Origin of the sequence: Kribbella hippodromi (assembly GCF_039531045.1) — a bacterium.
Lineage (GTDB): Bacteria > Actinomycetota > Actinomycetes > Propionibacteriales > Kribbellaceae > Kribbella > Kribbella hippodromi.
Map to the genome: position 1 here is coordinate 83,787 of NZ_BAAAPH010000027.1, position 20,490 is coordinate 104,276.

Here is a 20,490-nt window from a genome sequence, read left to right on the forward strand (position 1 = left end):
CGTGTGATTGATCGTGGGCATCATCCGATCGAGCCGTGGCGGTTGCGGGAGACGCGGCTGGCGCTGGACAAGCTGGCGCAGTCCGAGTCGTTGTTCGCGCTCTCGAACGGTCACATCGGCCTGCGCGGCAACCTCGACGAAGGTGAGCCGTACGCGATCCCTGGTACTTACCTGAACTCCTTCTACGAGCAGCGCCCCCTCCCGTACGCGGAGGCCGGCTACGGCTACCCCGAGTCCGGTCAGACACTCGTCGACGTCACCAACGGCAAACTGATCCGGCTGCTCGTCGACGACTCGCCGTTCGACGTACGCTATGGCTTCCTGACCAAGCACGAACGGTCGCTCGACTTCCGGACCGGCATCCTCGAACGCGATGTCGACTGGACCTCACCGGGCGGCAAGCGGATCAAGGTACGCAGCCGCCGGATGGTCTCGCTGACGCAGCGCGCGGTCGCCGCGATCGAGTACGTGGTGGAAGCGGTCGACCAGCCGGCCAGATTCGTCATCCAGTCCGAGCTGGTCGCGAACGAAGCACAGCCGAAGCTGTCCGACGACCCGCGCGTGGCGGCTGTACTGGACAATCCGTTGAAGCCGGTCAGCCACGACGGCGGCGAGCACGGGACCGTACTGATCCATCGCACCACGCGCAGCCGGCAGTTGATGGCGGCCGCGATGGGGCATGAGGTCGAGACCACGGCCCGGTACGCGATGGACCAGGATGTCCGCGAGGACTGGGCCCGGACCACGGTGATCTGTCAGTTGCAGCCGGGCGAGAGCCTGCGCGTGGTGAAGTACCTGGCGTACGGCTGGTCCAGCCTGCGCTCCGAGACCGCGATCCGCGATCAGGTCGCCGCCGCGCTGGCGAGTGCGCGGTTCTCCGGCTGGGACGGGTTGATCAAGCAGCAGCTCGAGTTCCTGGACGACTTCTGGGACGGCGCCGACGTCGAGGTGGAAGGGCATCCGGAGCTGCAGCAGGCGGTCCGGTTCGCGTTGTTCCACGTACTGCAAGCGGGTGCGCGGGCCGAGCGGCGGGCGATTCCGTCGAAGGGCCTGACCGGCGCCGGGTACGACGGGCACACGTTCTGGGACACCGAAGGTTTCGTGCTGCCGGTGCTCACGTACACGCTGCCCGACGCCGCGGCCGATGCGCTGCGCTGGCGGCATTCGACGCTGGAGATGGCGAAACAGCGCGCCGAGGAGCTCGGTTTCCGCGGCGCGGCGTTCCCGTGGCGGACGATCCGCGGGCAGGAGTGCTCCGGCTACTGGCCGGCGGGCACGGCCGCGTTCCACATCAACGCGGACATCGCCGAGGCGGTGATGCGCTACTACCAGGCCACCGGCGACGAGGACTTCCTCACCGAGGTCGGGCTGGAGCTGCTGATCGAGACCGCGCGGTTGTGGATGTCGCTCGGGCACCACGACCGCGACGGCCGCTGGCATCTGCCCGGCGTGACCGGCCCGGACGAATACAGTGCTGTTGCCGACGACAACGTTTTCACCAACCTGATGGCGGCGCGCAACCTGCGCGCCGCGGCCGAGATCGCCGCGAAGCTGCCGGGCCGGGCGCGTGAGCTGGGCGTCGACAGCGAGGAGGAGGCGTCCTGGCGGGACGCGGCCCTCGCGGTGTACGTGCCCTACGACGCGGACCTGCGCGTACATCCGCAGTCCGAAGGTTTCACTGGGTACGCGGTGTGGGACTTCGAGGCGTACAAGGACAAGTACCCGCTGCTGCTGCACGCGCCGTACTTCCAGCTGTACCGCACTCAGGTGGTGAAACAGGCGGATCTGATCCTGGCCGCGTACTGGTGTGGTGACGCGTTCACAGCCGAGCAGAAGGCCCGTGACTTCGACTACTACGAGCGCCTGACGGTACGGGACTCGTCTTTGTCGGCCTGCGTCCAGGCGGTGATGGCCGCCGAGGTGGGGCATCTGGACCTCGCGTACGACTATGCGTACGAGGCCGCGCTGATCGACATGCGGAACCTGCACCACAACACCGGCGACGGGCTGCACATGGCGTCGCTCGGTGGTGCTTGGAGTGCACTGGTGGCCGGGTTCGGCGGGTTGCGGGATCGCGACGGGGTGCTGGCGTTCGATCCGGCGTTGCCGATCGGGCTGTCCGGGTTGAGTTTCGCGGTCCGGTGGCGCGGTGTGCGGCTGAAGGTGGCGATCGACCCGGTGTCGGTGCGGTACACGGTGCACGACGGGCCGGATGCGTCGATCACCTTGCGGCACGCCGGTGAAGAGGTGACGGTGACGGCGACGCAGCCGGTGGTCCGGACGTTGGAGAAGCGCCGGCCGTTGCTGCCGCGTCCACCGCAACCGCCGGGCCGCGAGCCGCGGCCGGCGATGGCGATCAACGAAGAGCAGTAGGACCGGCGCTCAGTTCTTCTTGCGGGAGCGTCCGCGCGCGGCGTCAGCTGGACGTCGCGCGCGGGCGGTGAGCTCAGTTCTTGTTGCGGGCGGAGAGGGATTCGGCGGTGCCGACCAGCAGGACCGACGAGATCACCGCGACGATGAAGCCGAGGATGTTCAGCTCGAAGATGCCGCCGGTGCCGAGGATGCTGGCGATGGTTCCGCCGATCACCGATCCGGCCAGGCCGAGCAGCAGGGTGGCGAGCAGACCGAGCTTCTGCTTCCCGGGCGTAAACAGCCGGGCCAGTGCTCCGATGATGAGTCCGGCGACGATGAAGCCGATCATGGCTGAGATCCTCCGAGGGTTCGAACGGTATGCCTCCAGTCTGGGCCGCCGGCCGGGCCGAAACGAGTGGAGTTCTCCCTGACCGGACCCGGAGCCGACCCTGGGCAGTACTCGACCCAGGTACCTGATCCGGGCGCTGATCAGGATCGTGCTTGCGTGCTGAAGATTCTGCTGTTCGCGAGCAGCCGCGGCGCGCCCGCGAGCCGCCCGAGGACGCTGTTGCCGAGTTGTTCGGTCGCCGCTTGACTGCCGCCGAGCAGCGCCTTGTACCCGGCCTGGCAGGCGGCGCGCGGACCGAGAATCTCCACGTACAGCTCGATGTCCGACATCCCCGGATGGGTCTTGAGCACGCTCAGGGTGCTTTTCGCGCAGCGGATCAGGGCCGGGCGGGTCCGGTCCGAGCTGTGGTTCACCAGCAGCACGTCCGCGAGCGCCTTGGTGACGAAGTACTCCGCGCTCGACGGCCGGTCCTGGAGATAGCGTACGGATGCCGTCATCTTCGCGTCGTCGGTGAGCGCACAGATTGCCCAGAGCGGCGGCAGCGTGATCACCTGCGCCGGCGGCACGTACGCCGGAACCGCACGCACCGCCGCCGCCCCACCGCTGTTGTTGACGGCGATCAGTGCCGCCCGCGACGCCTGATCCTTCGGGTTGGCGTACGGCGCGGCGACCAGCCGGCTGGTGAAGTCCGCGTCCGGTACGACGATGACCGTGAGACTGCCGGTGTTCTTCAGCAGCAGTGAGGTCCGGCTGGGATCGGTGCTCACAGTCAGTTCTACGCCGTCGGTCTCGGACTCGGCGGGCAGCCGTACGGTCGACTGCCGGCAGTCCTTCGCGGGCTCGAGCGCCGGCCCAGTCGCCGGTCCGCTCGCCGTCACACTCGGCGGGACAGTCGGTGGCACGATGATCGACGGACCGGACACCTCCGACGGCACGCTCGACCCTTCCGCGGCCGAGCACCCACCGACCATCAGCGCCGCACAGAGCATCACCGCCCAAGCACGTACCGCCATGATTCCCCCCTGATCCGAGCCCTCAAGGTCCCCACCTACGCCCGGTTTCCTCTCAGAATACTGTCCCTCCCATCGCTTAGCCTCGTGATGTGACTGTTCATCAGTTGTCGAAGCGGGATGCGCGGCGGTTGGCGGTGCGGGCGCAGCTGCTGACGAAGGAGCGGCCGGCGGACTTGTACGAGGTGGTGCGCGGGCTGAATGTGCTTCAGCTCGACCAGACCGCGTACGTTGCGCCGAACGCGGACCTGGTCGCGTGGAGCAGGCTCGGCTCCTCGTACGACCCGACGGAGCTGTCCGACGCGCTGGCCTCGCTGGAGCTGATCGAGCTGCGCGGGTTCGTCCGGCTGCCTGAGACGCTCGCGCTGTTCCGCGCCGAGATGGCTGCCTGGCCGGGCGAGGGGAAACTGCTGGATTGGCAGGAGTACCGGCGCGATTGGGTGCTGGCGAATGAGGGCTGCCGCTTGGACATCCTGGAGCGGTTGCGGCAGGACGGTCCGTTGGTGATGCGCGAGCTGCCCGACACGTGCGTACGCCCCTGGAAGTCGACCGGCTGGACCAACAACCGGAACGTTTCGCAGCTGCTCGAGTTCATGATCCAGCGCGGCGAGGTGGCGATCGCGGGCCGCGACGGGCGGGACCGGCTGTGGGACCTGGCCTCGCGTGTCTATCCCGACGACCCGGTCGTACCGGCAGAGAAGGCCGGCCGCCTCCGGGACGAGCAGCGTCTCCGCTCGATGGGCATCCTGCGCGCCAAAGGCCCTGAATGCCCCGGCGAGCCGCTCGACGCCGGCGAGGCGGGGGAGCGCGCCGTCGTGGATGGGGTCCGCGGCGAATGGCGCATCGATCCGGAGCTACTCGATCAGCCGTTCACGGGGCGTACGGCGATCCTCTCGCCCTTGGACCGGCTGGTGTACGACCGGAAACGCCTGACCGAGCTGTTCGAATTCGACTACCAGCTGGAGATGTACAAGCCGGCCGCCAAGCGCCGCTGGGGGTACTTCGCGCTCCCGATCCTCCACAACGACCGCCTGATCGGAAAACTCGACGCCCAGTCGGACCGCAAATCCGGCACCTTCCAGGTGCACGCGATCCACGAGGACGAGCCGTTCACCAAAACCCGATCCACCGCGGTCCACCGAGAAATTCGCGACCTCGCCAACTGGCTGAATCTCCACCTCATCCTGCCCTGACAGTTACTTGTCCGGGTGGATGATGTGGGCGTCGGGGCCGGGGAAGAAGAGGGACTCGGTGTCTGTGTCGGTCCAGTGCACGACGTACGGCGGGGCGCCGCCGGGATCGTGGACTTCGACGATCTTGCCTTCTCGCCGGTGTGCCATCAGATGGCTGCTTTCGACTACTACCTGGTCGCCGGCCGTCGCTTTCACGACGCCCACCTCCTCCGGGAGTCCGTACCACCAGCTTGATCCCACCGAGCGCCGGGCACCACCCCTCAGCCGCCCCTAGTGCACGTCGACCGCGAGCCGGACAGCCAGACCGGCGAAGATCGCGGCGGTCACGCGCTCCAGCCGGCGGCGGACCCGGCTGCCGCTGCGGAACAACCGCTCGGCCAGCGATCCGGCCAGCAGCGCCGCGCTCGCGTCGACGGGGAAGCCGACCAGAATGAAGATCGCACCGAGGACGAGGAACTGCAGCGTGGCCGGCCAGCTTCCGGCGCCGGTGGAGATGAACTGCGGTACGAACGCCAGGTAGAACAGGATCACCTTCGGATTCGCCAGGTTGGTCAGCGTCGCCATCAGGTAGGTCCGGCGCAGCGTACGCCGGGGCAGCTCGGGCGCGTCCGCGGGCGTACCGACCTGCGTCCGGCTGGCCTGCCAGGTCAGGTACGCCAGGTAGAGCAGGAACGCCGCGCCGGCGATCCGTACGCCGTTCAGCACCTGCGGCGCGGCCTGGATCAACGCGCCGAGCCCAAGCGCCGCGGCGACACTGTGAAACGCCAACCCGGTCGACATCCCGGCCGCGGCCACCACGCCCGTACGCCGTCCGCCGGCCGCCGCGTTGGCGACGATGAACAGCATGTCCGGGCCTGGCACGACGCTGACCAGGAACACCGCGATCACGAACCCGAGCACCACGGAGATGTCCATATCTTCATCTTGACCGACGGACGCCTCCGGCCGGCGCCGGATTCCAAACCCTGGTCAGAGTGGGAGGGCGACTGTGGCGGTGGTGCCGCCGGCCGGGGAGGAGGTGAGGGTGATGGTGCCGTGGTGTGCGCGGGTGATCTCGCGGGCGATGGACAGGCCCAGGCCGGAGCCGCCGCTGGCGCGGGAGCGGCTGGTGTCGAGGCGTACGAAGCGCTCGAACACGCGCAACCGATCCGCCTCGGGGATGCCGTCACCGTCGTCCTCGACCGTGATGATCGCCGAACCGTCCTGCTCGGACGTGGTCAGCCGGACCGTGGAATGCGCGGCGCGGGCGGCGTTGTCGACCAGGTTGCGCAGTACCTGACTGAGCCGGGCCGGATCGCCCGTGACCCGGACCGGATGGACATCGCTTTTCACGGTCAGCTCGGGTTTGGAGTTGCGCAGCCGGTGCAGCTCACCCTCGACCAGGTCGTCCAGGTCCACGTCAGTGGGCCGCATCCGGATGCCGGTGTCGTCGGCCTTGGCGAGCAGCAGCAGGTCCTCGACCAGGTGCCGCATCCGCTCGGTCTCGGTTTCCATCACCTTTCCGAGCTCGCGCCACGCCTTGCCGGTGGTGTCCGCGCCGACCACCTCCAGCGCGGCGGTCAGCGTGGCGAGCGGCGACCGCAGCTCGTGGCTGGCGTCCGCGACGAACCGCCGCTGAGTCGCCTGCCCGGTCTCCAGCCGGTCGAGCATCTCGTTCATCGTCACCGCGAGCCGCGCGATCTCGTCCCGCGTGGCCGGCACCGGGACCCGCTCGGTCAAGTCCCGCGACCCGATGCCCTGCACCCGGGAGCGGATGCGCTCGACCGGCCGCAGCGCCTGCCCGATCATCAGCCAGCCGGCGACACCGACCACGATCAGCAGGATCGGAAAGGCGATCGCCAGGTACTGCGCGACTGTCGCGACGGTCTGCCGCTGCGTCTCCACCGACGACGCGACCACCACCGTGTACGTCGTGCCCTGGTACGAGGCGCCTTGCGCGACGATCAGGAACGAGTGGTCGTCATCGAGCAACGGCATCTCACCGACCTCGGCCCGCAGCAACGCACCGGCGGGCGGGCGCAGATCGGTGAGTGGCGTGTTGTCGACCCGCGACGAGGAGGCGGCGACGATCCGTCCGGCCGGATCGAGCACCTGGACCAGCTGGCTGGCCCGGGTCGTCTCGGCCAGTTCGCGGCCGAGCCCGTTCGTACCCGACGAACTGACCTGGTGAGCGACATCGCCGACCCGGCCGTCGGCGGCGTCGGAGACCTCGGTGATCAGCGCGCGCTGCAGGAGCAGCAGCAGCGCCACCGCGCCGATCATCAGCGCGACGGCGACCACGATCACGGCCGCGGCGGTGGACCGGCTCCGCACGCTGGCCTGCCGGAGACCACCCGCGGTCCGGTACCAGCCGTCAACGCGACGTCGAACCACCGAGCTCACCCACCCAGTTTCGCAGGTTCCTCAGCAGGTCAGCCGCCTTCGGGGTTCAACCGGTAGCCCATGCCGCGGATCGTCTCGATCGCGTGCCGGGCGTACGGCGTGTCGATCTTCTTCCGGAGGTACCGCACGTAGACCTCGACCACGTTCGGGTCGCCGTCGAAGGCCGGATCCCAGACGCCGGCCAGGATCTCGGTCTTGCTGACCGTGTCGCCACGATGCCGCATCAGGAACTCGAGCAGCCCGTACTCGCGCGGCGTGAGGGTGATCTCCCGGCCGTCCCGCTCCACCCGCCGGCGGGCCACGTCCAGGGTCAGGTCGCCGGCCGTCAGCACCACCGGGCGTTCCGGTCCGCCGCGCCGGATCAGCGCCCGCAGCCTGGCCACCAGAACCAGGAAACTGAATGGTTTCGTCAGGTAGTCGTCCGCGCCGAGGTCGAACGCGTCGGTCTGGTCGTACTCACCGTCCTTCGCGGTCAGCATCAGCACCGGCGTCCAGATCCCGCGCGCCCGGAGCAGTTCGAGGACGCGGTACCCGTTCAGCTTCGGCAGCATGATGTCCAGCACGATCACGTCGTAGTTGTGCTCCGTCGCCGCCCAGACCGCGTTCTCCCCGTCATGAACCAGCTCGACCACGAACCCGGCGTCGGTCAACCCCCGGTGGACCGTGTCGGCCAGCCGGAGCTCGTCCTCGACCATCAGCACTCGCATACCGACCATCCTCACCGCTGTGCACTGAGAGTCCGCTGAGAGCTTCCCCACCCCGGACCGCCTTGACGATCCGGGGTGCGGCCACCAGACTTCCATCGTCGAAGCGCTTCGACAGTCTGCCTCGACAATCTGCTTCGACACTTCTTCGGAGAGGCCGGTCAGGATGAAATTCACCGACGGGTACTGGCAGCTGCGGGCCGGTCTGACCAGGCTGCGGCCGGCCGAGATCGAGAGCGTCGAAGCGGGCGATCGGGAGTTGACCGTGTACGCGCCGGCGCGGCGGATCGAGCGGCGCGGCGACACGCTCAACCAGCCGATGTTCACGATCACCTTCTGGTCGCCGTCCCCGGGTGTGATCGGGGTCCGGATCGGCCATCATCTCGGTGCGCCGCCCGCGCGCCCGGCATACCGGCTGAACGTGGACGAAACGCATCCGGTGAAGGTGGACGCCGGCGCGGCCGAAGCACGGCTGACCTCGGGTGAGCTGAGCGTGGTGATCGGTCTCGACGGGCCGTGGGACGTGCGCTTCGAGCAGGACGGCCGTCCGTTGACGAACTCGGCGGCGCGCAGCATCGGCCTGGTCACGGACGCCGACGGTACGCAGTACCTGCATGAGCAGTTGGCGCTCAGTGTCGGCGAAACGATCTACGGCTTGGGCGAGCGCTTCGGGCCGCTGGTGAAGAACGGTCAGATTGTCGACAGTTGGAATGCAGACGGCGGTACGTCGAGCGAACAGGCGTACAAGAACGTCCCGTTCTACCTGAGCAGCAACGGGTACGGCGTTTTTGTAGACAATCCGGCCAGAGTTTCGTTCGAGGTCGGTTCCGAGGTCACGTCCCGGAACCAGTTCAGTGTCGAAGGCCAGGAGCTGACGTACTACGTTTTCGCCGGCCCGACGCCGAAGGACGTGCTGCGGCGGTACACGGCTCTCACCGGGCGTCCCGCGCGCGTACCCGCCTGGTCGATGGGGCTGTGGTTGTCGACCTCCTTCACCACCGACTACACCGAGGAGACGACCAGTGCGTTCGTCGACGGGATGGCCGAGCGCGACCTGCCGTTGAGCGTCTTCCACTTCGACTGTTTCTGGATGCGGCAGTTCCACTGGTGCGACTTCGTCTGGGATCCGATCGCGTTCCCGGACCCGACCGGGATGGTCAGCCGGTTGAAGGAGCGTGGTCTCCGGGTCAGCCTCTGGATCAACCCGTACATCGCGCAGCGCTCGGTGCTGTTCGAAGAGGGCCGCCGCCTCGGGTACTTGCTGAAGCGGCCGGACGGGTCGGTCTGGCAGTGGGACATGTGGCAGGCGGGAATGGCGATCGTCGACTTCACCAACCCGGACGCGACCGCTTGGTTCCGCTCGAAGCTGCAGGCCCTGATCGATCTTGGCGTCGACTGCTTCAAGACCGATTTCGGCGAACGCATCCCGATCGAGGACGTGGTCTGGTCCGACGGCTCCGACCCGCAGCGCATGCACAACTACTACGCGCAGTTGTACAACGCCGCGGTGTTCGATCTGTTGGAGGAGAACCGCGGTGCCGGTGAGGCCGTGCTGTTCGCGAGGTCGGCGACCGCCGGCGGTCAGCAGTTTCCGGTGCATTGGGGCGGCGACTGCGAGTCGACGTTCGAGGCGATGGCGGAGTCACTGCGCGGCGGCTTGTCGCTGGCCGCGTCGGGCTTCGGGTACTGGAGTCATGACATCGGCGGCTTCGAGGGCCTACCCGACCCGGCGATCTTCAAGCGGTGGGTCGCGTTCGGGCTGCTGTCGTCGCATTCCCGGTTGCACGGTTCGTCGTCGTACCGGGTGCCGTGGGCGTTCGACGACGAGGCGGTCGGTGTGCTGCGGCAGTTCACCAAGCTCAAGCTGTCGTTGATGCCGTACCTGATGACGGCCGCGGAGGAAGCGCACCAGGAAGGTACGCCGATGATGCGGCCGATGGTGCTGGAATTCCCGGATGATCCGGCCTGTGCGTACCTGGACCGTCAGTACCTGCTCGGTCCGGATCTGCTGGTCGCGCCGGTGATGAGCTTCGACGGTGCCGTGTCGTTCTACCTGCCCGCGGGTCGTTGGACCTCGTTGCTGTCCGGTGAGGTGCTGACAAGTCGGAGGCCAAGCGGTCTTAGGAAGACAACTCACAAGACCAACTCCTTGGCTCACAGAACGACATGGCTACGATCCGACTTACCAGCCGGAGTACGACTGGGCGGACGGCGTGGAACTGCGCTGGTTCGAGCCCGCCGAAGGGCAGCGCACTACTGTCTCTCTGCCGGCCGCCGGCGGGGGAGTCGCCGCCGTGATCGAGCTGGCGCTGCAGGACGGTCAGGTGCGCTCCCGCGTGCTGGAAGGCACTTGCGACCGCTACACAGTCAAACTCTCCAGCACCAGATCCGCCGCGGAGAACACCGCATAGAGAGTGCGCGGCACTTCGACAGTACGTATACGCCCACTGCCGGCTCCCGGAGCCGGGCTCCAGGCGGGAGCGGGCGTGCCAGTGGGCGTATACGTACTGTCGAGCTGCAGCTCTCTGAGGTCAGGGGTGGGCGGGATCTGTAAGGTGCCGAGCAACTCGCCGTGCAGGGGGTCGTCCAGGCGGAGTTGGATGGTGGCTGGCTGGTTGCCGCGGTTGGCTACGCGTGCTTGGTACGTGGCCGGGGTGAGCAGGACGTCGTCGAAAGCAAGCCAGGCTTGGGGTTCCAGGGAGATGACCGCGTCTCCGCGCTCCCGGGTGGCCGTGGTCAGCGTAGTCGCGCAGTAGTCGTCGAAGCTGGTCGCGGCCAGCCGGCCGAGGGTTCGCGGCGGGATGCGTTCACCGCGGACGTCCAGGGTCGCGGTCAGCCGGAGATCGGTGCTGGAACGGCCGATCATGATGCTGTGCCGGGCCGCCTCGACACAGTGGCGATCGCGGGTCACGTCCCAGAAGCCGAGGTCGGCCGCGGCCAGGGTCAGTTCGACCTCCACGCTCTCTCCCGGCCGCAGCGACACCCGCCGGAAGTCGCGCAGCTGACGGAGCGGCTGCTTGACCCGCGAACGCTGCTGCCGCGTGTACAGCTGGGCGACCTCGGTACCCGGCCGATCGCCGGTGTTGGTGACCGTGAACGCGACCCTGACCTCACCGTCCTCACCGTCCGCACCGATCGACGGCGTACTCAGCCGCAGCCCGTCGTACCCGAACGTGGTGTAGCTGAGACCGTGGCCGAACGGATAGAGCGGTGTACCGCGGAAGTACAGGTACGTGGCGTCCGTCGCGATGATGTCGTAGTCGAACAGATCGGGTAGTTCGGCCGCGGAGTGGTACCAGGTCTGCGGCAGTCGCCCGACCGGGTCGTGTTCACCGAACAGCACATCGGCGAGCGCGCGACCGTACTCCTGACCGCCGTGCGCCGACCAAAGGATGGCCGGCAGGTGCTCCTGCGCCCAGCCGATCGCGTACGGGTAGCTGCTGCTCAGCACCAGCACGGTCCGCGGATTCGCCGCGTGCACAGCACGGATCAGGCGGTCCTGCGCCGCGGGCAGGTCGAGCTCGGCGCGGTCCTCGGTCTCGCGGCCGTTCACCAACGGGTGGTTGCCGGCGACAACGATCGCGACGTCGGCACGCGCGGCCAGCGTGGCGGCCCGGGCCGCGCCGTCGATCACCACCGCGAGCTCGAACGCGGTCCCGTCCGCGGCGAGGCGGACTGATCCGTCCGACGCGATGCGAAGGTACTGACCGCTGTGCAGGTGCCGGAGGAGCAAGCCGTCGGGTGATCGCTCCGGACCGAAGGTCTGCTTGACCTCCCAGCCGTTCGGACCGGGCTGATCCGCGACCAGTTCGCCGTCGTCCGTGACGCTCAGGTGCTGCCCGTTCCCCGCTGAACGGAGCGCCCACGCGCCACCGCCCCAGTCGAACAGATCGAACTCGCCCGCCTCGGTGCCGATCCGAAGGACGGCGTCCCCACCGACGGTGAGGTACGAGAGCGTGCCCGCGACCCGCAGCGTGACCCGATCGACGCCCTCGCAGTACTCGACCTGGGCCTGGCCCAGCCGTTCGGCGATCCCGTCCAGGGCGGTGATCTGGTACGGCAGCGTGCCGGCGTACCAGTCTTCCGAGAGTGTTCCGGCGAGCGGACCGACCACCGCGACGCGGACCGCGGTGGTGAGCGGAAGCACCTGGCCGTCGTGCTTGAGCAGGACGATCGCCTCGCGGGCCGCGTCCTGCGCGAGCAGCCGATGGGCCGGGCAGTTGACCAGCTCGGGCTCGAGTTCGCGGTACGGATCGAGCTCGGGCGGATCGAACTCGCCGAGCCGGAACCGGATCGCGAGCGTCCGCCGGACCGCGGTGTCGAGGTCCGCGACGGTGATCAGCCCGCGGTCGAGAGCCGCGCCGATCCGTTCGATGCTCGGCGCGGCGTCGGTGCCGTCCTGGGTGAAGCTGTCGATTCCGGCACGGAGCGCGGCCGCGTACGCCGATGGCCCGTCCGGCAAGTACTGCTGCAGCCCGAAGAGGTTGGCCGGCGCGTACGCGTCGCTCACCACCAGCAGATCATCGGTCGTCCAGGTCCGGAGCTCGTCGTTGATCAGCGGGCTGAGGTGCGTCGGCCGTCCGTTCACCAGGTTGTACGACGGCATCACCGCGATCGCGGCGCCGGACTCGATCGGTACCCGGAACGCGGGCAGTTCGTACTCGTGCAGGACCCGTGGCGGCAGGTTGCTCGAGCTCGTGCAGCGATCGGTTTCGTTGTTGTAGGCAAGGAAGTGCTTGAGCGTCGGCGCGGTCTTCAGGTACGCGGGGTGGTCGCCGGCCAGACCTTGCCCGTACGCGGTGGCGATCACGCCGGTCAGCCACGGGTCCTCGGCGTACCCCTCCTCGTTGCGGCCCCAGCGTGGGTCGCGGAGCGGGTTGACCACCGGCGCCCACACGTTCAGGCCGACGCCGGCCGGGTCCTTGTGGTGGAACACGCGGACCTCGTCGCCGACCGCCGCGCCGACCGCGCGGACGAGCTCGGGATTCCAGCCGGCCGCGAGACCGATCGCCTGCGGAAACACGGTCGCGGGACCGTGCCAGGCGACGCCGTGCAAGGCCTCCGTGCCGGTGCGGAAGGCTCCGATGCCCAGCCGCGCGATCGGCGCCTGATGCTGATGCAGCAGCGCGATCTTCTCGTCCGTCGTCAGCCGGGCCAGCAGATCGTCGACCCGCTCGTCGAGAGGCCGGGCCGGGTCGCGACAGGGCTCGCGGTGCGGGGCGCGGTCCGGGGCGCGATCCGGGGGCAGCGGTGCTGGAGTGCTCATCGGCGATCGACTCCACAGACTGGTCACCGAGCACCTCGATCAGGCTGGAAACAACAATCGAAGCGCTTCGACAGACGGGCGTGAACAGAGCGTGGCATCCCGCACGCTGACGGTCAAGACCTGACCGCCGCCCGCCCGACTGGGTTATGGGGCGGGGAGGCGGCCGTTGGTCAGGGGGGTGAGGGCGTGGGCGGTGGCGCCCAGGGGAGTGGCGGTGTGGGGGAAGGTCGACGGCACGACCGCGCAGCCGCCGGCGTCCGGTGCGATGACCGCCTCGCGGAGGGCCTGCTCGATCGCGGGGGTCAGGTGGGTGGCGAGCAGGGCGTACGCGCCGCCCAGCACGACTGCTTCCGGATTGAGGATGTTGACCAGGGCGGCGATGCCGTACCCGAGGTGGGTGCCGGCGTCCTGGAGGACCTCGGTGACGGCTGCCTCGCCGGCGTCCGCCCGCCGAATCAGCGCCTCCAGCCGCTGCTGAGGATCGCCGTCGCCCGCCGCGTCGACTGCCCCGGCGCCCGCCCCCGCTCCCGCTCCCGCCGGGGCGGCTGCTCGGGCGGGCGTTTCGTCGGCGCGAGCGAGGATGGCTGGGAGGCTCGCCAGGGCTTCCAGGCAGCCGCGCCGTCCGCAGCCACACAGCGGCCCGTCCGGCAGCACCCGCAGGTGGCCGATCTCGCCGACGTACCCGAGGTTGCCCGCGAGCGGCCGGCCGTCGGCGATGATGCCGGCCCCGACGCCGGTGTCGCCGGTCACCTGGATGAGGTTCGCGCTGCCGGCCAGCGGCCCGTAGAGGTGCTCGGCGAGCACGCCGAGGGACGCGTCGTTCTCGACCGTCACCGGGATGTCCGGCCGCGCAATGGCCGCCGCCAGTTCGGTCCGCAGAGGTACGTCGCGCCAGCCGAGCCCGGCGGCGAGAACGACGGCACCGTCGCGGTTCACCAGCCCGGGTACGCCGACCGTGATGCCGAGCACCCGCCGGCCGGACGACTGCACGGTACTGATTGCCCGGCGGGCCAGCGCCGCCAGACCGGCAACGGTTTTCGCCGGACCGGCGTCGACGCCCGGCCCGGCGCGGTGCCAGCGCAGCAGTTGCTCGCCGGCCGCGTCACAGCCGAGAGCGGTCAGGCCACGGGCACTCACCTCGAGGCCGATGGTCGCGTACGCCGAGCCGTCCAGGACCAGCAGCGTCGCCGGGCGTCCGACGTGGTTCTGGGTCTGCTGGGTCTCACGGACCAGCCGGCGGTCCAGCAGTTCGCCGACGATGCTCGTCACGGTCGCCTTGTTCAGCCCGGTCCCGGTCGCGATCGCGGCCCGCGAGCAGGGCGCCGCGCGGCGCAGATGACCCAGCACCGCGGCCAGGTTGGTGGCGCGGATGTCGGTGTGGTCCGCGGTCTGTGTGCTCAAGGTCCGTCCCGTCGGGGTCCGGGCCGGGGAATCCGGCCTGGGTCAGTTCTACACCTTGTCGGGCTGTCGGCTCTGGGTTAATTTGTTTGGCTACTAGCCCAACTAATTCTAGGGGATGCGACGTGAGCGGACCAGAGATCGGCCGGGCCGGCCGCCGGACCTTCATCGCCCTGCTCGGTGCCGGCGCGGCCGCGGCCGCCGGCGGGGTCACCCTGACCGGCTGTTCCGGCGGCGGCTCGGGCGCGAGCACCCAGGGCCGGGCCGAGACCGAGGGCAAGCTGGCCGGCCTGCTGCCGAAGTACGTCCCGTACGAGTCGGTGAAACCGGACCTGCCCGGAGAGAACGGCGCCGCGCCGGGCTTCTCGCACTACCCGAGCGAGCTGCGCCGGGCGGTGCCGGAGAAGATGGTGCCGAGCGGCAAGGAAGTGTCCGCGATGACCCCGCTGTGGAGCCCGATCCCGCCGGGCCTCGGCAGCAACTCGTACTTCGCCGCCAACAACGAACGGATCGGTGCACCGGTCCGGTTCAACATCCTGAACGGCAACGACTACGGCGACAAACTCGGGCCGATCCTTGCGGCCGGCAACGTTCCGGAGCTGCTCTGCATCCCGGGCTGGAACATCGCCGGGCTGACCCGGTTCGCGCAGGCCGCGGACAAGCTGTTCGAGGACCTGACCCCGTACCTGGCCGGCGACAAGGCCTCGGCGTACCCGATGCTGGCCAACCTGCCGACCCGGGCCTGGGCGTACGGCGTCTGGAACAACCAGCTGAAAGCCGTGCCGTTCCCGGCGGACGCGTTCCCGTGGATGCTGATGTACCGCAAGGACATCTTCGACCAGCTCGGTGCGGTGCCGCCGAAGAGCTCCGCCGAGGTGCTTGCGCTGGGCAAGCAGTTGACCGACGCGAAGGCCGGCCGCTGGGCGTTCGGCAGTGTTTCCGACGAGATGATCCGGTCGTTCGGTGCGCCCGCCGGCTGGCGGAAGGATTCCAGCGGCAAGCTGGTGCACAAGATCGAGACGCCGGAGTACGCGGAGGCGGTGGCGTTCATCCGGTCCCTGTTCCAGGCGGGCTACGTACACCCGGAGGTGGTCGCCAACGCCGGCGCCGACGAGAACGCGCTGTTCGAGGGCGGCAAGCTGCTGATCCGGCAGAACGGGCTCGGCGGCTGGCACGAGTCGTTGCAGCGGCAGTTGCCGATCAACCCGAAGTTCGACCCGCAGCCGGTGCTGCCGTTCGCGCACGACGGCGGCAAGCCGATCACCTGGGGCGGCGATCCGGCCGGCATCTTCACGTTCGTGAAGAAGGGCGTGGGTGAGGCGCGGGTCAAGGAGCTGCTCGGCGTACTCAACTACACGGCCGCGCCGTTCGGCACCGAGGAGTACCAGCTCTATACGTACGGGGTCGAGGGCAAGCACTACACCAAGCAGCCGTCCGGTGCGCCGAAGCTGACGGCGCTGGGACAGAAGGAGGTGTCGCAGACGTACGTGTTCCTCGGTGGCCGGCCGGCCGCGATCACCGAGAGCGAGTACCCGGGGTACGTGCAATCGATGAATGCCTGGCAGAACGAGGCCGCGAAGGTCCGGGAGCCGAACCTGTTCGACGGTATCCGGGTCGAGCAGCCGGCCAAGATGGCGGCGCTGGCCCAGCCGTTCGACGACGCGCTGCAGGACATCTTCCGTGGCCGCCGGCCGGTCAGCGAGCTGAAGACCGCGGTCAAGCAGTGGCAGGACAACGGCGGCAACGAAGGCCGCGACTTCTACGCCAAGGTCCTCAGTGACAACGGTCGGTAGGGCGGCGCGGGCCAAGGCCGGGCGCCGGGCCGGCGGCCGGACGGCGACGGCCGGCGGGATGCGGTTCCGGCACCGGTTCGCGCGGGACTGGCCGTTGCTGGTGATGGTTCTGCCGGTTGTGGTTCTGCTCGGGGTGTTTCACTACTTCCCGACGCTCGGGAACGTGATCGCCTTCCAGGACTATTCGCCGTACGCCGGCATTCGGGGCAGCGACTTCATCGGGTTCGGGAACTTCCAGCGGATGTTCGCCGAGCCGGCGTTCTGGCGGGCGGTCGCGAACACGCTCTCGATCACCGCGGTCCAGCTGGTGTTCTTCTTCCCGGTTCCGATCGCGCTCGCCCTGCTCCTGAACAGTGTGCTGTCGGCCAAGCTGCGCAACCTGGTCCAGGGCATCGTGTACCTGCCGCACTTCTTCTCCTGGGTCCTTGTCGTCTCGCTGTTCCAGCAGATGATCGGCGGCGCCGGCCTGCTGTCGCAGACGCTTCGCGACCACGGCCATCAAGCGGTCGACCTGATGACCAAACCGGACACCTTCATCCTGCTGGTCACCGGGCAAGCGATCTGGAAGGACGCCGGCTGGGGCATGATCGTCTTCCTCGCCGCATTGTCGACAATCAACCAGGCGCTGTACGAGGCAGCCGCGGCCGACGGCGCGAACCGCTGGCGCCGGCTCTGGCACATCACCCTGCCCGGCCTGCGGCCGGTGATCGTCCTGCTGCTGATCCTGCGCCTCGGCGACGCGCTGACGGTCGGCTTCGAGCAGTTCATCCTCCAGCGCAGCGCCGTCGGCGGCGGCGCGGCGGAGGTCCTCGACACCTACGTCTACTACCAGGGCCTGCTCGTCGGCGACTTCGGCTACGGCGCCGCCGCCGGCCTGTTCAAGGGCGTCGTCGGTCTCGTCCTCGTCCTGCTGGCCAACCGATTCGCCCATCTGGTGGGCGAGCAGGGGGTGTACTCGCGATCATGACGGACCGAGCTGTCTGGGAAGAAGAACCGACGATCGCCGGCAAACTGGGAAAGCCGCTGGTGCTGACGCTGATCGCACTGGTGGTCGCGTTCCCGCTGTACGTCGTGGTGGTGACGAGCCTGTCCACCACCGAGGCGGTGACCCGCGCCGGTGGGCTGGTCGTCGTCCCGCGTGAGCTGACCGTGGCGGCGTACGTGCAACTGCTCTCCGGTGGCGTGGTGACGCGCGCGTTGCTGATCAGTGTCCTGATCACGCTCGTCGGTACCGCCTTCAGCCTGGGGATCACCGTGCTCGCCGCGTACGGGCTGTCCCGGCCGGGATCGTTGTTCCACCGGCCGCTGCTCTTCGTAGTATTGTTGACATTCCTCTTCGGGCCGGGAATCATCCCGAGCTACCTGGTGGTGAATTCGCTCGGCCTGATCGACCACTACGCGTCGCTGATCCTGCCGGCCGCGATCTCCGCGTTCAATCTGATCGTGATGCGGTCGTTCTTCATGGGCATCCCGGGCGAGCTGATCGACAGTGCCCGGATCGACGGCGCCGGCGAGTTGTCGATCCTGCGCCGGATCGTGCTGCCGTTGTCGAAGGCAGTGGTCGCGGTGGTCGGGCTGTTCTACGCGGTCGGGTACTGGAACGCGTTCTTCAACGCGCTGCTCTACATCAACGACAACACCAAGTGGCCCCTGCAGATGGTGCTGCGGACGTACATCGTCCAGCAGCAGCCGCTGCCCACCGGCGCCGGGGGCGTGGCGGCCGGCGTCGGCCTGGGCCTGTCGCCGGCGCCCGGGCTGGCGATCAAGATGGCGATCGTGGTGATCGCGATCGTTCCGGTTCTGCTCGTCTATCCGTTCATTCAGCGGCACTTCACCAAGGGCGTCATCATCGGCGCCGTGAAAGGCTGAGTTCGTGCAGCTCTACTACGGCGGCGACTACAACCCCGAGCAGTGGGATCCCGCAGTCTGGAAGGAGGATGCCGACCTGATGCGCCGGGCCGGCGTCAACCTGGTGACGGTCGGTGTCTTCTCCTGGTCGAGCCTGGAACCCGCACCGGGCGAGTACACCTTCGAGTGGCTGGACGAAGTGCTCGGCCTGCTGCACGACAGTGGCATACAGGTGGACCTGGCGACTCCGACCGCTTCGCCGCCGCCGTGGTTCAGCCGATTGCACCCGGAGGCGTTGCCGGTGACCGCTGACGGCGTACGCCTGACGCACGGCAGCCGCGACACGTACTGTGCCTGCGCGCCGGCGTACCGCGAGGCCGCCCGCGGGATCGCGCGGGCACTGACCGAGCGGTACCACGACCATCCGGCGCTCGCGATGTGGCACGTGCACAACGAGTACGGCACCACCTGCTACTGCTCACTCGCGGCGGCGCGCTTCCGGATCTGGTTGCAGGCGCGGTACGGCTCGCTCGATCGGTTGAACGAAGCGTGGACGACGGCATTCTGGAGTCAGGGGTACGCGGACTGGGCCGATGTCGAACCGCCACGTAAGACGCAGTACCTGGTGAATCCGGCGCACTACCTGGACTATCGCCGGTTCTGGTCGGACGAGCTGCTGGCTGCGTTCCGCGAGCAGAAGGCCGAGCTTCGGACCAGGTCACACTTGCCGATCACCACGAACTTTGTCTTCGGCGGCTGGGTGCCGGTCAACCATGCACAGTGGGCGGACGAGGTCGATTTCGTTGCCATCGACCACTATCCGGATCAGGCCGGGATCGGCGCCGAGGAGCAGACCGCGTTCGGCGCGGACCTGGCCCGGTCGTGGGCCGGTGGGAAACCGTGGTTGCTGATGGAGCAGGCCGCGGGTGCGGTGAACGACGGCCGGCGGTTGCATCCGAAGGAGCCGGGGCGGATGGCGCGGCACAGTGTGTCTCACGTGGCCCGGGGTTCGCGGGGAGCGATGTTCTTCCAGTGGCGGGCGTCGCGGGGTGGAGCGGAGCTGTACCACCCGGCGATGGTTCCGCATGCCGGACCGGAGAGCCGGATGTTCCGGGAGATCGTGGAGCTCGGCGCGGTGCTGCCGCGGTTGGCGGAAGTTGCCGAGAGCAACGTCGAGGCCGAGGTTGCGTTGCTGTGGGACGTCGAGTCCTGGTGGGCGATGCAGGGTACGCACTTGCCGTCGTCGTCGCTGGATTACCTGGCTGCGGTGCGGGCCGCGCATCGGCACTTCTGGCGCGCCGGCGTGACGGTGGATTTCGCCGCGCCGGACGCGGACCTGTCGGCGTACCGGGTCGTGGTGGTGCCGTCGTTGTACTTGATTTCGGATCCGGCGGCGGAGCGGCTCGCGGCGTACGTGGAGGGCGGCGGGCGGCTGGTGGTCGGGTACTTCAGCGGGATCGTGGACCCGGATGCGCGAGTGCGGCTCGGTGGGTATCCCGGGGCGTTCAGGGAACTGCTCGGTGTGCGGGTGGAGGAGTTTCATCCGGTGGCTGACGGGGAGGTGGTCAGGCTGTCGTCCGGTGGGTACGGGCGGGTGTGGAGTGAGGATGTCTCCGCCGACGCCGACGCCGACGCCGACGCCGACGCCGCCGACGCCGCCGAGGTGATCGATCGGTATGCCGGGGGAGTGCTGGACAGGAAGCCGGCGATCACGCGACGGGAGGTCGGCGCGGGGGAGGCGTGGTACGTCTCGACCGAACTCGACGACGAGACGGCCGCCGGGCTCATCACCCGCCTGCTCGACCGAACAGAAGACACTGCGCTGCCTGCCGGACACTTGCTGGAGACGGTGCGGCGGCGTGCGGGCGACACGACGTGGACCTTCTTGCTCAACCACGGGGACACCGACGTGCTGGTGCCGGCGGTCGGCACCGAGCTGGTGACCGGCACGACAGTTGCCGGAGAGCTCATGGTGCCTGCCGGAGGATACGCGGTAGTACGACGGAACTGAGCGCCCAGGAGGTGGGGACGCCGGGTGTCCCGATCACTTTCGTCAAGCGGGTGTTGGTCGCCCCAAACCGGTTTGGGGTGGTTGAGTGCGTGGAGTGGGGAGGGTTTTACCCCTGGATTGGGTGGCGGGTTCACGCGGTGGTTGCAACACCGGGTGGATTTGCTTGGTTGGACAGTAGCTTGTC

Annotated in this window: 13 protein-coding genes and 1 pseudogene; 6 read left to right on the forward strand and 8 right to left on the reverse strand. The window is 68.7% G+C overall.

Translation table 11 applies throughout. The features are described 5' to 3' along the window. Positions 1-3: 3 nt before the first annotated feature. Positions 4-2,373 (forward strand): glycoside hydrolase family 65 protein, encoded by a 2,370-nt coding sequence (locus tag ABD260_RS32180; protein ID WP_344239725.1) that lies wholly within the window; start codon positions 4-6, stop codon positions 2,371-2,373. Positions 2,374-2,446: 73 nt separating this feature from the next. Here the strand turns inward: ABD260_RS32180 and ABD260_RS32185 are convergent, their stop codons facing one another. Then, positions 2,447-2,701, reverse strand: coding sequence for a GlsB/YeaQ/YmgE family stress response membrane protein (locus ABD260_RS32185; protein ID WP_344239727.1), 255 nt, complete (start codon positions 2,699-2,701; stop codon positions 2,447-2,449). A 140-nt stretch (positions 2,702-2,841) separates the two neighbouring features. Beyond that, entirely contained in the window at positions 2,842-3,714 is an 873-nt protein-coding gene (locus ABD260_RS32190; protein ID WP_344239729.1) for a hypothetical protein, read from the reverse strand. A gap of 89 nt (positions 3,715-3,803) precedes the next feature. On the opposite strand from ABD260_RS32190, the gene ABD260_RS32195 reads away from it, so the two are divergent. Next, on the forward strand, positions 3,804-4,904 hold the full coding sequence (locus ABD260_RS32195; protein WP_344239731.1) for a DNA glycosylase AlkZ-like family protein: 1,101 nt from the start codon (positions 3,804-3,806) through the stop codon (positions 4,902-4,904). A 3-nt stretch (positions 4,905-4,907) separates the two neighbouring features. Here the strand turns inward: ABD260_RS32195 and ABD260_RS32200 are convergent, their stop codons facing one another. From ABD260_RS32200 to ABD260_RS32230, 6 genes and pseudogenes are all read right to left on the reverse strand, one after another. Next, entirely contained in the window at positions 4,908-5,099 is a 192-nt protein-coding gene (locus ABD260_RS32200) for a DUF1918 domain-containing protein (protein ID WP_344239733.1), read from the reverse strand. A 75-nt stretch (positions 5,100-5,174) separates the two neighbouring features. After that, a complete protein-coding gene (locus ABD260_RS32205; protein WP_344239735.1) occupies positions 5,175-5,819 on the reverse strand; it encodes a LysE family translocator in 645 nt (214 codons plus the stop codon). Positions 5,820-5,873: 54 nt separating this feature from the next. Further along, positions 5,874-7,286 carry a sensor histidine kinase gene (locus tag ABD260_RS32210; protein ID WP_344239737.1) on the reverse strand — a complete coding sequence of 471 codons (1,413 nt, stop codon included), beginning with the start codon at positions 7,284-7,286 and terminating at the stop codon, positions 5,874-5,876. A 29-nt stretch (positions 7,287-7,315) separates the two neighbouring features. Then, positions 7,316-7,993, reverse strand: a complete 678-nt coding sequence (locus ABD260_RS32215) for a response regulator transcription factor (RefSeq protein WP_184831546.1) — start codon at positions 7,991-7,993, stop codon at positions 7,316-7,318. Positions 7,994-10,850: 2,857 nt separating this feature from the next. Next, positions 10,851-13,256: pseudogene (locus tag ABD260_RS32225) on the reverse strand (glycoside hydrolase family 3 C-terminal domain-containing protein); the annotation flags it as partial. Positions 13,257-13,400: 144 nt separating this feature from the next. Beyond that, positions 13,401-14,657, reverse strand: coding sequence for an ROK family transcriptional regulator (locus ABD260_RS32230; protein ID WP_344239743.1), 1,257 nt, complete (start codon positions 14,655-14,657; stop codon positions 13,401-13,403). A 122-nt stretch (positions 14,658-14,779) separates the two neighbouring features. Between ABD260_RS32230 and ABD260_RS32235 the strand changes: the two genes are divergently transcribed. The 4 genes from ABD260_RS32235 to ABD260_RS32250 are packed head-to-tail and all read left to right on the forward strand — an operon-like array spanning position 14,780 to position 20,306. After that, entirely contained in the window at positions 14,780-16,447 is a 1,668-nt protein-coding gene (locus tag ABD260_RS32235) for a type 2 periplasmic-binding domain-containing protein (protein WP_344239745.1), read from the forward strand. Continuing rightward, positions 16,431-17,414 carry an ABC transporter permease gene (locus ABD260_RS32240; RefSeq protein ID WP_344239747.1) on the forward strand — a complete coding sequence of 328 codons (984 nt, stop codon included), beginning with the start codon at positions 16,431-16,433 and terminating at the stop codon, positions 17,412-17,414. The genes ABD260_RS32235 and ABD260_RS32240 overlap by 17 nt, the downstream gene beginning before the upstream one ends. Continuing rightward, entirely contained in the window at positions 17,411-18,316 is a 906-nt protein-coding gene (locus tag ABD260_RS32245) for a carbohydrate ABC transporter permease (protein ID WP_344239749.1), read from the forward strand. The genes ABD260_RS32240 and ABD260_RS32245 overlap by 4 nt, the downstream gene beginning before the upstream one ends. Positions 18,317-18,320: 4 nt before the next feature. Then, positions 18,321-20,306 carry a beta-galactosidase gene (locus ABD260_RS32250; protein WP_344239751.1) on the forward strand — a complete coding sequence of 662 codons (1,986 nt, stop codon included), beginning with the start codon at positions 18,321-18,323 and terminating at the stop codon, positions 20,304-20,306. The last annotated feature ends 184 nt before the right edge of the window (positions 20,307-20,490 follow it).